Source organism: Nonomuraea sp. NPDC050786 (assembly GCF_040654115.1).
Classification (GTDB): Bacteria; Actinomycetota; Actinomycetes; order Streptosporangiales; family Streptosporangiaceae; genus Nonomuraea.
Window position 1 is genome coordinate 208,223 of sequence record NZ_JBFAHJ010000001.1, and the last position, 11,046, is coordinate 219,268.

9 protein-coding genes are annotated in these 11,046 nt (G+C 66.9%); 3 read left to right on the plus strand and 6 right to left on the minus strand.

The window, feature by feature from the left end; translation table 11 throughout:
* Nucleotides 1-39: 39 nt before the first annotated feature.
* The 4 genes from AB0H84_RS01165 to AB0H84_RS01180 form a co-directional block, all read right to left on the minus strand.
* Complete coding sequence (locus AB0H84_RS01165) at nucleotides 40-4,290, minus strand: HAMP domain-containing protein (RefSeq protein WP_357596257.1); 4,251 nt, start codon at nucleotides 4,288-4,290, stop codon at nucleotides 40-42.
* A gap of 235 nt (nucleotides 4,291-4,525) precedes the next feature.
* Nucleotides 4,526-5,419 carry a CU044_5270 family protein gene (locus AB0H84_RS01170; protein ID WP_357596260.1) on the minus strand — a complete coding sequence of 298 codons (894 nt, stop codon included), beginning with the start codon at nucleotides 5,417-5,419 and terminating at the stop codon, nucleotides 4,526-4,528.
* On the minus strand, nucleotides 5,419-5,970 hold the full coding sequence (locus AB0H84_RS01175; RefSeq protein ID WP_357596263.1) for an RNA polymerase sigma factor: 552 nt from the start codon (nucleotides 5,968-5,970) through the stop codon (nucleotides 5,419-5,421). Before AB0H84_RS01175 ends, AB0H84_RS01170 begins: the two co-directional genes overlap by 1 nt.
* The gene (locus AB0H84_RS01180) at nucleotides 5,906-6,361 is read right to left on the minus strand and encodes an NAD(P)-binding protein (RefSeq protein WP_357596266.1); all 456 of its coding nucleotides are present in this window, start codon (nucleotides 6,359-6,361) and stop codon (nucleotides 5,906-5,908) included. The genes AB0H84_RS01175 and AB0H84_RS01180 overlap by 65 nt, the downstream gene beginning before the upstream one ends.
* Nucleotides 6,362-6,437: 76 nt before the next feature.
* Between AB0H84_RS01180 and AB0H84_RS01185 the strand changes: the two genes are divergently transcribed.
* Nucleotides 6,438-6,947 (plus strand): MarR family transcriptional regulator, encoded by a 510-nt coding sequence (locus tag AB0H84_RS01185; RefSeq protein ID WP_357596268.1) that lies wholly within the window; start codon nucleotides 6,438-6,440, stop codon nucleotides 6,945-6,947.
* A 298-nt stretch (nucleotides 6,948-7,245) separates the two neighbouring features.
* Nucleotides 7,246-8,295 (plus strand): IS630 family transposase, encoded by a 1,050-nt coding sequence (locus AB0H84_RS01190; RefSeq protein ID WP_357596271.1) that lies wholly within the window; start codon nucleotides 7,246-7,248, stop codon nucleotides 8,293-8,295.
* 88 nt (nucleotides 8,296-8,383) lie between these two features.
* Here the strand turns inward: AB0H84_RS01190 and AB0H84_RS01195 are convergent, their stop codons facing one another.
* Complete coding sequence (locus AB0H84_RS01195) at nucleotides 8,384-8,848, minus strand: GNAT family N-acetyltransferase (RefSeq protein WP_357596274.1); 465 nt, start codon at nucleotides 8,846-8,848, stop codon at nucleotides 8,384-8,386.
* A 422-nt stretch (nucleotides 8,849-9,270) separates the two neighbouring features.
* Between AB0H84_RS01195 and AB0H84_RS01200 the strand changes: the two genes are divergently transcribed.
* Nucleotides 9,271-9,492, plus strand: a complete 222-nt coding sequence (locus AB0H84_RS01200; RefSeq protein ID WP_357596277.1) for a hypothetical protein — start codon at nucleotides 9,271-9,273, stop codon at nucleotides 9,490-9,492.
* A gap of 1,007 nt (nucleotides 9,493-10,499) precedes the next feature.
* Here the strand turns inward: AB0H84_RS01200 and AB0H84_RS01205 are convergent.
* Nucleotides 10,500-11,042: a hypothetical protein gene (locus AB0H84_RS01205; RefSeq protein WP_357596280.1), complete on the minus strand. Its 543-nt coding sequence runs from the start codon at nucleotides 11,040-11,042 to the stop codon at nucleotides 10,500-10,502.
* Nucleotides 11,043-11,046: the final 4 nt, after the last annotated feature.

Here is an 11,046-nt window from a genome sequence, read left to right on the forward strand (position 1 = left end):
CGGATGCTCCTTGCCGGTGACCTGCGAGCCTGGTGAGCGTCAGGCGTTGAGACAGTGCCGGATCCGATCGATGAGATGGCCGATTTCGACGGGCTTGGTGACGTAGTCGGTGGCTCCGGCCGCGATGCTCTTCTCCTTGTCACCCGGCATGGCCTTGGCCGTGACCGCGATGATCGGCAGGTCGGCGTACTGCGGCATGGCCCGGATCGCGCTTGTGGCGGTGTAACCGTCCATCTCCGGCATCATCACATCCATCAGGACGATATCGATGTCGGGGTTGGCGATCAAGGTGTCGATGCCCAGCCGGCCGTTCTCGGCGTGCAGCACCGCCATGCCGCGGCTTTCCAGCATGCTGGTGAGCGCGAACAGGTTCCGCGTGTCGTCGTCGACCACCAGGACCGTCCGGCCCGCCAGAGGGCTGTCGCTCTCGACCGCCGCGGGCGCCTGCGCCGGTTCGCGCCGGATCAGCGGCGGCACCTCCCCGGCCCGATTGGCGGTCAGGTGCAGGGCGATGCGCTCGCGCAGCTCGTCCAGGCTGGACAGCTGTTCGAGGGGCCGGTCCGGGGAGTGCGAGCGCAGGCGCGTCTCCTGCTGGGTGGTACGCCAGCTGCTGTAGGCCAGGACGGGCACCCCCGCCAGGGCGGGGTCGCTCTCCATGGTCTCCAGCAGGTGGTAGGCCGCCCCCTCGGGCAGGTCGAGGTCGAGCACGATGCAATGGCAGGGCTGGTCGGCGAGCGTGGCGGCCGCCTCCTGCACCCCTGCGGCGGTGACGAGCTCGATCGTCTCGTCCCACCTTCCCGACAGCTCCGTCACCACCGTCTCGGTGACCAGGGACAGCAGCCCGCGGGGCCGCTGCTCGATCACCAGGAGCCGCCGGTGCTGCGGAGACGGCGCCGGCGAGGGGCCGGCTTCCGCGGGCTCGCCCGCTACGGCCTCCTGCGCCTCGGCGGAGGGCTCCGCGAGGGCGACGTGATCCTCGAAATCAGGGTGGGCGATCGGCAGGTACAGGGTGAAGGTGCTGCCCTGGCCGGGTACGCTCTGCGCGGTGATCGCGCCCCCGAGCAGGTGGGCGATCTCGCGGCTGATCGACAGGCCCAGTCCGGTGCCGCCGTACTTGCGGCTGGTGGTGCCGTCGGCCTGCTGGAACGCCCCGAAGATCATTTCGAGTTGGTGCTCGTTGATGCCGATGCCGGTGTCGATCACCCGGAAGGCGAGCGCCGCGCCGTGGGCGCGTACCGTGGCGGGCAGCTCGCCGGGGTCGGCGGGCTCGATGCGCAGCTCGACCCCGCCCGTCTCGGTGAACTTGACCGCGTTCGACAGCAGGTTGCGCAGCACCTGGCGGAACCGCGCGTCGTCGGTCAGCACCTCCACCGGGATGCCGGGCGCGGTGACGATCTCGAAGTCCAGGCTCTTCTGGCTCGTCATCGGCCGGAAGGTGGCCTCGATGTACTCGATCAGCCGGCGCATGGAGACCCGCTCAGGGGTGACGTCCATCTTGCCTGCCTCGACCTTGGACAGGTCGAGGATGTCGTTGATGAGCTGCAGCAGGTCGGAGCCGGCCGAATGGATGATCTCGGCGTACTCGACCTGCTTCGGGCTGAGGTTGCGCGTGTGGTTCTGGGCCAGCAGCTGGGCGAGGATGAGCAGCGAGTTGAGCGGGGTGCGCAGCTCGTGGCTCATGTTGGCCAGGAACTCGCTCTTGTACTTGGAGGCCAGCGACAGCTGGTGGGCCCGCTCCTCCAGCTCTTGGCGGGCCTGCTCGATCTGCAGGTTCTTCGCCTCGATGTCCTGGTTCTGGCTGGCCAGCAGCCGCGCCTTCTCCTCCAGCTCGGCGTTGGAGTGCTGCAGCTCCTCCTGCTGGAGCTGGAGCTGCGCGGATCGGGCCTGCAGCTCCGCGGTCAGGCGCTGGGACTCGGCCAGCAGCTCGTCGGTGCGGGCGTTGGCCACGATGGTGTTGAGGTTGACGCCGATCGTCTCGGTGAGCTGCTCGAGGTAGGACCGGTGGACCGGGGTGAACGCGTGCACCGAGGCCAGCTCGATGACACCGAGCACCTGCTCCTCGAAGATGACGGGCAGGACGACCAGGGCGCTGGGCGGCGCCTCGCCGAGGCCGGAGGAGACCTTGACGTAGCCCGGCGGGAGATCGGTGAGGGCGATGCTCTTGCGCGTGCTCGCGACCTGGCCGACCAGCCCCTCCCCCACCCTGAACCTGGTGGGACGGCTGGAATCGGCGGAGTAGCCGCAGGCGCTGATCAGCCGCAGCTCCTCGCCGTCGGCCAGGAAGAAGGCGCCGTACTGAGCGGACACCAGCGGCGTGAGCTCGTTCATGACCAGCTCGGCCACCGTGGCCAGGTCACGGTGTCCTTGCATGAGCCCCGACATGCGGGCGAGGTTGGACTTGAGCCAGTCCTGCTCCTCGTTGGCCCGAGTGGTCTCGCGCAGCGACTCCACCATCGAGTTGATGTTGTCCTTCAGGTCCGCCAGCTCGCCCTCGGCGTCCACAGTGATCGATCTGGTCAGATCGCCCGAGGTCACCGCGCTGGTCACCGCCGCGATGGCGCGCACCTGCCGGGTCAGGTTGCCGGCCAGCTCGTTGACGTTCTCCGTCAGCCGCTTCCACGTGCCGGACACGCCCTCAACCTCGGCCTGCCCGCCCAGCCGGCCCTCGCTGCCCACCTCGCGGGCCACCCGCGTCACCTCGGCTGCGAACGACGACAGCTGGTCCACCATCGTGTTGATCGTGGTCTTCAGCTCCAGGATCTCCCCGCGAGCGTCCACGTCGATCTTGCGGGTCAGGTCGCCCTTGGCCACCGCCGTGGTGACCTGGGCGATGCTGCGCACCTGGTTGGTCAGGTTGTCGGCCATGGAGTTGACGCTGTCGGTGAGGTCCTTCCAGGTGCCGGCCACGTTGGGCACCCGCGCCTGGCCGCCCAGCTGCCCCTCGGTGCCCACCTCGCGGGCCACCCGCGTCACCTCGTCGGCGAACGCGCTCAGCGTGTCGACCATGGTGTTGATCGTCTGCGCCAGGGCGGCCACCTCGCCCTTGGCCTCCACGGTGATCTTCTGTGACAGGTCGCCACGCGCCACCGCCGTGGCCACCTGGGCGATGCTCCGCACCTGGCTGGTCAGGTTGGAGGCCATCACATTGACGTTGTCGGTGAGGTCCTTCCAGGTGCCCGACACCCCGCGCACAGTCGCCTGGCCGCCCAGGTTGCCCTCGGTGCCGACCTCGCGGGCGACCCGCGTCACCTCGTCGGCGAACGATGAGAGCTGGTCGACCATCGTGTTGATGGTCTCCTTCAGCTCCAGGATCTCGCCGCGCGCGTCCACCCGGATCTTCTGCGACAGGTCGCCCTTGGCCACGGCCGTGGTCACTTCGGCGATGTTGCGTACCTGGGCGGTGAGGTTGTCGGCCATCACGTTGACCGACTCCGTCAACGCCTTCCAGGTGCCCGAGACGCCCTTGACGTCGGCCTGACCGCCCAGCCGCCCATCGGTGCCCACCTCGCGGGCGACCCGCGTCACCTCGTCGGCGAACGACGACAGCTGGTCCACCATCGTGTTGAGCGTGTTCTTCAGCTCCAGGATCTCGCCCCGGGCCGACACGGTGATCTTCTGCGACAGGTCGCCGCGTGCCACCGCCGTGGCCACCTGGGAGATGTTGCGGACCTGGTCGGTGAGGTTGCCGGCCATGAAGTTGACCGAGTCGGTCAGATCCCGCCAGGTGCCGGCCACGCCCTTGACGTCGGCCTGGCCGCCGAGCTCGCCCTCGGTACCCACCTCGCGGGCGACCCGTGTCACCTCGTCGGCGAACGACGACAGCTGGTCCACCATCGTGTTGACGGTGTTCTTCAGCTCCAGGATCTCGCCCCGGGCGTCCACGGTGATCTTCTGCGTCAGGTCACCCTTGGCCACGGCGGTGGTCACCTGGGCGATGCTGCGGACCTGGTCGGTCAGGTTGCCGGCCATGGCGTTGACGGACTCCGTCAGATCCCGCCAGGTGCCCGACAGACCCTTGACCTCGGCCTGGCCGCCCAGCCGCCCGTCGGTGCCCACCTCGCGGGCGACCCTGGTCACCTCAGAGGTGACCAGGGCCAGCTGGTCGACCATGCCGTTGAAGACGGAGGCGATCTCGCCGAAGAGACCGTCGGCGTCGCCGGGCAACCTCGTGCCGAAATTGCCGTCCTTGATCGCGGTCAATCCGGCGAGCAGCTGCCGCAGCTCTGGCTCCCCCACCTCGGCCCCGGGAGCACCGGCCGAACGGGACCCCTCGATGGTCGAGCCACTCATTGTCCACCTCGCTGTTCTGCCTCACGGTCAAGCCCGGTGCGATGCTGCAACCCGCCACGGGGCGATCACCGCGCCCCGATCGACGCCCACACGGCCAAAGAGGGAGCTTCGTTTCCTGAATCTTTGTACGTGAGATTACTTGATGGGGGCGCGTTTGTAATCCGCCGGGCTGTGTCGGGAGGGTGACGTCGCAGTTAGAGGGGACAATCTCCATGGCTGTACGGACGCCGCGGCGTCAGGCCGGTATGCACTTCGGCTCGGTGAAGGTCACCTTCTCCTTCGGGAGCCTGTCGAGCAGCTCCACCTTTTCGACCGCGCCTCCCCCGACCAGCCGTCCCTGCTCGTCCAGCGAGTTGTAGCCCAGGTAGCGGTAGGTCTCCGGCTCGAAGATGAGGACCATGCGGTCGGGGGTCTGCACGCCGATGCCACTACGTCCCAGGGCGTCGGTGACCGACGGCTGGATGGAGACCCCCTTCATCTCCGAGATCAGCTTGAACAGCGAGGCACGCAGGCTGGGCCGTACCGCGGACATGTTGATCAGATCCTGGAGCGTGAACGTCTCGCGCAGCCGCGGCTCCGCGGGGTGCTTGGCCGCCACCTGCCGTACCCGCTCTTTGAGTGCCGCGACGTCCGTGGGCCAGTTCGAGAGGTCGGCGTAGGTCATGCCCACGGTTTTGATGAAGCTGTCGGAGCAGAGCTTCATGAGGGTGACCTGATCGCCCTGGCGCATCATGAACTCGCGTGAGCCGTCGGCGGGCTGCCAGTCCTCCCGGGCCTCGGCCTCGATGCCCCCGGAGCCGCCGGACCTGGCGCCGCTGGAGTAGAGGTCGCGGCCCACCGTGTGCACGATCTGGCCCGGACGCGGGTTGAGATCCGGCTCCGACCCGGCCGACTCCGCCGCCCGCGCCAGCAGCTCCTGCGCATTGGCCGGCCTGGCGTCCGTGGTCACCTGTACGGCGGCGAACCCCACGGTCAGCGCCGCGGCCAGCCCCCCTGCGACCGCGAACCTGACCTTCCCGCGGCTGCGCCGGGGCTGCCGCATGCCGTTCAGCAGCCGGTGCCGGGCCCCGGCCAGGTCGCGCTCAGTGCCCGCGGGAACTTCCGCCCACATGGCCTTGAGGTCGTCCATCACTTTTCTCCCAACGTCTCGCGAATCTTGGTGCGGGCCCGGTTCAGCCGGGAGCGCACTGTTCCCACCGGGATGCCGAGCGCCGTGGCCACCTCTTCGTAGGTGAGCTCCGCCCAGGCGACCAGCAGCAGCACGTCGCGGTCGCCGCGCTTGAGCTTCAGCAGCGCCGCGGCCAGCGGCCGATTGACGGCCAGCGTGTTGACCTCGTCCTCCACCGGCGGCACCCCCGGATGCACGCCACTGCGGACATATGCCTGGTACAGGCTCAGCTCGGTGCGTTTCTGCTTGCCGATGACATTCGAGGCGATGCCGTACAACCAAGGGCGCGCGTCGGGACGCGAGCGGTCGTAGCGGTCCCGGTGCTTGAAGGCGGCGAGGAAGGTGTCGGAGACGACGTCCTCGGCCGCGTCCGGGCCTAACCTGCGTACGGCATAGCGGTGCAACAGGGGTGCGTGCCTGTCGAAGAGCGCCGCGAAGATCTCCGGTTCACGGAGTGACTCTTGGATGAGGGTCGCGTCGTCGGACTGGTCGACTTCGCGGGTGACGGTCATGCATATGAGCCCTTCTCGGATTGACCTCACGGCCGAAGGTGATCCGGTCTGCCACACCCTCGGCCAGCACGCGCCGTAGCGCCGCCCGATCGACGGCCCCGGGAACGGGCCCCGTCTCGTCGCGGGACAGCAGCTGCAAGGCAGGTGAGAACAGGTACGTCGCGGTGTCGTCCTGGCGGTGCAGGATGCGCTCGTAGTCCTCGAACTGTCCGGCCTCGAGGCAGGCGTGCAGCGCGTCATGCCCGGTCGCGTTGATGTTGATCCGGTAGCCCTGTGCGGCGTCGGTGATGCTGTCGCGCGCCTCCAGCACCTCGACGTCCGCGCCGATGCGGCGTAGCGCGTTGGCCACGCATAACCCGCCGAGCCCTGCTCCTACCACGACGACTCTCATTACATGTCCTGTTCATTATCTGCGTTCGTCATTATCACGATCTCAAGATACTGCAACGGTAAGATATGCTGGATGAGTGAGGCAAGCCCCGCGCCGCGACGGCGGCGACCCCGTCGATCAGGCCGCAGCCGGAGAGCTCATCGGTCGCGAGTTCGCCATGGCGATCGTGGTGTTCCACGAGGCCGTCGGTCAGCTCTTGGGGCTCAGCGCGGTCGAGCGCAAATGCCTGGACCTGCTGCAACGGCTGGGGCCGGTGACAGCGGGGGCCATCGGCGAACACACCGGGCTCACCACGGGAGCCGTCACCCGCATGGTCGACCGGCTAAGCAAGGCCGGCTATGTGCAGCGCTGTCCCGATCCGCACGACCGCCGCAAGGTCGTGGTGCAGCTGCTGCCCAACGAGCGGATGGACGCCCTGATGGCAGCGGCGTTCGGCCCGTTCGTGGGGGACATCACCGCGATCATGGGCCGATACGACGCCGACGAGCTCAGCGCGATCCTCGACTTCGTACGCAGGACCACCGACGCACTGCTTGCCAACACGCGGCGGATCACCCGCCTCGACCCCAACCGACCGGATGGCTGACGGCGGACGGCAGGTGGCAGCGGCTTGACCTTGACGCGACGGCAAGGAACAGGAGTCCGGGGAGGTCTGAGGGAGTCGAGCGGGGAGCTATCCACCTGCATGAACGTCTCAAGCTGTCGGATACGGTCGTCGCATGTTTGACTCCGTTGGCTCCCCTGCTTGGCTCCCCGTTGGCCCCCGCTGACGGTCTAAAGAGCTGGATCGAGCTAGTGCCGCAGCAGGCAACGTTTGCCCTGTTGTGAGGTAACGCGCTGTCCGGGTGCCGCCCCGGGCGGCGCGGACGCGCCATGCTGTCCTCGTGGCAGAACGCGTGCGGGTTCGAGAGATCGATGACGACGAGGGACAACGACTGCTGCGGATCATCCGCCGAGGCACCGGGTCAGTTGTCACCTGGCGGCGCGCCCCGATGGTACTGCTGTCCGCACAGGGCATGGACGTCAACAAGATCGCAACGGTGACGTTTACCAGCCCCGACCGGGTCCGCGACGTGCTGCACAACTTCAACGCCGACGGCTTCGACTCCCTCTACCCGAAGTACCGAGGCGGGCGGCCCAAAACCTTCACGCTTCCCGAACGCCGGGAGATCAAGAAGATCGCGAAATCCAAGCCGGCCGAGCACGGCCTGCCGTTCTCGACCTGGAGCCTGGCCAAGCTGGCCGACTTCCTGGTCGCCGAGGGGGTGGTCGACGACATCAGCCACGAGGGCCTGCGCATCCTGCTCCGCGAGGAAGGCGTCTCCTTTCAACGCGTGAAGACCTGGAAGACCTCCCGAGACCCGGACTACGCCGCCAAGAAGGCCCGCGTCGAGCACCTCTACGCCATCGCCGACGGCGAGGTCATCCCCGAAGTGGGCGAGCCTGAGGTTACGTTCTGCCTGGACGAGTTCGGGCCACTCAACCTCCAGCCCCACCCCGGCCGGCAATGGGCCGAACGCGGGGGCAGGGGCAAGGACCCCGACCGCGAGCCGCGGCCCCGACGCCGGGCCACCTACACCCGCCCGCCTGGAGTGCGGCACCTGTTCGCCGCCTACGACCTGGGCAAGGACAAGCTCTATGGCCACGTGAAGAAAGCCAAGACGCGGATGAAGTTTCTGGAGTTCTGCCGCTACCTGCGCACCCTCTACCCAACGGATGTGCGCATCGCGATCGTCTGCGACAACTTCTCCCCGCATCTGGCCACCAAACGGTGCCGCAGGGTGGCCGACTGGGCCGAGGCGAACAATGTTGAGATCGCCTACACACCCACCAACAGCTCCTGGCTCAATCGCATCGAGGCCCAGTTCACCGCCTTGCCCTACTTCGCCCTGGACGGCACCGACACCTCACCCACAAGGCCCAGGGCAGCATGATCCGCCGCTACATCATCTGGCGGAACGAGCACGCCGCCGACGAGCGCCTCCGCAAGGTGGTCGCACGGGCAAGCGTCGCCTGATCGCCTCAGCGCTCGGCGAGCAGCAACTCGCCGACGATCTGTCCGTGGATCTCCTGCCCGGTCGGACGGAACCCGAGCCGCAGATAGAACTGCTCGGGGCCATGCTCGCCTGCCAACCACAGCACCGTTACCCGATCCTGCCCGCGACGGCGGGCTTCCGCACATACCGACTCCACCGCGAAACGCCCGTAACCCCGGCCCTGCTGACCGGCCGCGATGTTCAACCGCCAGATCCCACAGCGGAACACGTCGACCGGACTTTGCGGATCGAAGCCGCCCATGACGAAGCCCACGAGCTCGTCGGCATCGAAGATGAGCCGAGGCCAGGCCGTCTCGCCGTTCGCATACGCCTCGGCGAGCGACCACGCGACCGGGGCCACGAAATCCTCCTGCTCGGGCCGAACTCTCAACCGGCAGGCAGCATCGACATTGTCCGGCGTGATCGTTTCCAGGCGCAGCGATGAAGTCATTCCGCCACCCTACGGATCACCCCCGACAATTCAACGGGGCAAACGTTGCCTGCTGCGGCACTAGTAGATCTCTGGCCAATCCTCACGAATCACCCTGCGGTTCCACAGCGGAAGCCTGATGCAAGGGCACAGGCGCCGTAGCCCTCCTCGCCAACTTCACCACCCATCACCGCTCGCGAGCAGCAGCCCACCTCGCTGGCATGCCTCGCGACCAACTGATCCATGCCGTTGCTTGCCATTGAACAGTCCGACCCACACCCGGGCGGCAAGCGGATGGACCCCTCGGCCATCACCAACTCATCCGCCGCATCGCCCGTACGCCCGCAGCCCCGCCGCCGAGCTCATGCCGCGCGGCCTGCGTCACATCTTCGCCGCCATCGCTCTGAACGTCGGCGCTGCGCTAGGCGACGTCCAGGACGCCATTGGCCACGCCGACCTGCGCCACCCGCGCCTACGACCGCGCCCACCACAGTCCCCTGCTCGACGAGCTCATCACCACCTGCTCCGAGATGATCAAGCTGGCTGAAGTCGTCCGCGGCTTCGCCGGCCTGCTCCGGCCACGCGAAGACAACGCCGACCGCCTCGAAGCGTGGATCGCCACCGCCCGCGCCGCCGGATGCGGCGCACGATCAGCCGGGCGGTAGCGGCCTTATCCTTCTTGCTGGTGAAGGCGGTGCAGGAGGTCTCGGCCACCTCGGCATCGGAGACCCCGCCGCCGGCCTGCTCATCCAAGAGGGCGAGCGGATACTTGATGGGCGTCCAGGTGTCCTCGCCGATGGCGGCAATCGCCTGTTTGACCTTGGGTTCAGCTTGGCGGTGATGGAGAAACGGGCGTCGTGGTCGCGGCAGACGGCCACCGCTTCGGCGGCGTAGAACACGCTATCGCCCCGCACTATCAGCGTGACCATCGCGCCGTTGGCGCGGGCCAGCGGAATCGACTCACGCAGGAACGGCGCCGCGCCGCGGGCGGAGTTAGCGCGGCCGCCCCGCAGCCGCGTGCCGCAAATGATGGAGGCGGCCAGCGGCGTGGACCGGGTGGCGTCCAGCACGTTCAGCCCGCGCACCAGGACGCCCTTGCCCGCAATCTTGGTGTGGCCGAAGCCCGAGCCTTGCTTGACATGGCCGTAGGTGCACGCTGCATGGAGTCGATGTCGAGTAAGGCCAGCACGTCCGCGCCCGGTAGCAGCGGTGTGTGCCTGGCCAGTCTGACCAGGATCTCACCCGCGCTCTTCTCCGGCCGGCGGAGTTGCCCCAAGCGAAGGCGCGTAGGAACGAGCTGAGTGTCGACAGGCGCACCGGCCCTTTCGGACGTATGCGTCGTTGACCTTGACGTGAAGCCTGCGGACAGGCAGACGGTCAATCGGCTCCTGGGTGAACAAAGGACTACCGGAGATGCTCGGAGCACGGGCTGGGCTTAGGCATGTGCCGGGTCGGGCCGATGTCCTCTGCTCGCTGTCGGAGGAACCCGCCGTCTGGAATTAAAATCTTGTCCCAATAAGAGAAAGTCCGGCGAATCCCTGCCATTGCATACGTGTCAGCACGAGCAGGATCACAAGCGGTCATCGAGAGACCAACTCATGATGACTCGTCTGCACATAGGCATATACAGATATACCGTTGATCGGGACAACGTGCGTGGCCTGACGACTTGTTACCCCCCTTGATATACCTCGACATTTATGATCACAGACGCTTTGGTGTTCGCGGACTTGTCCTTGAGCGCCTTCAAGATGTCAGGGTGGCTCGCTAAATGTACAGACTGGAAAGAATCGATAGCCAAAAAGGCGTCCCATTTAGTGGATTTCATCGTGATGAACCACGGCCGCTCCTTGCCGATTATCTCCCACCCGCGCTCACGGAGGAGGCTGGCCGATTTTGCCGTCGCTGCATTGGCGCTCGCACTGCCAACGTCGATGACGAACGTATTCGTGACCGCGACCGACTCGTCCATGTCTACTTCTACACTGGACTCTGCCTGTACCAATCCAATGCTTCGTATATCATCGAGAGCTGCAGGAGTCACCCTATAAGTAGCAGTAGCCATCTGGTGGGCAGTCAGATCCTTTGCTCCGCATCCGGCGGCAAAGAAGACTACTGCGACAAGCAGAGCAACCAGCCTCCATGCTTTGCCTCGCAGTGCGTGATCTTTTATGCCTTGACGGCGAACTTCTCCGCCGCCGCCGACCGTGACCAAAGCT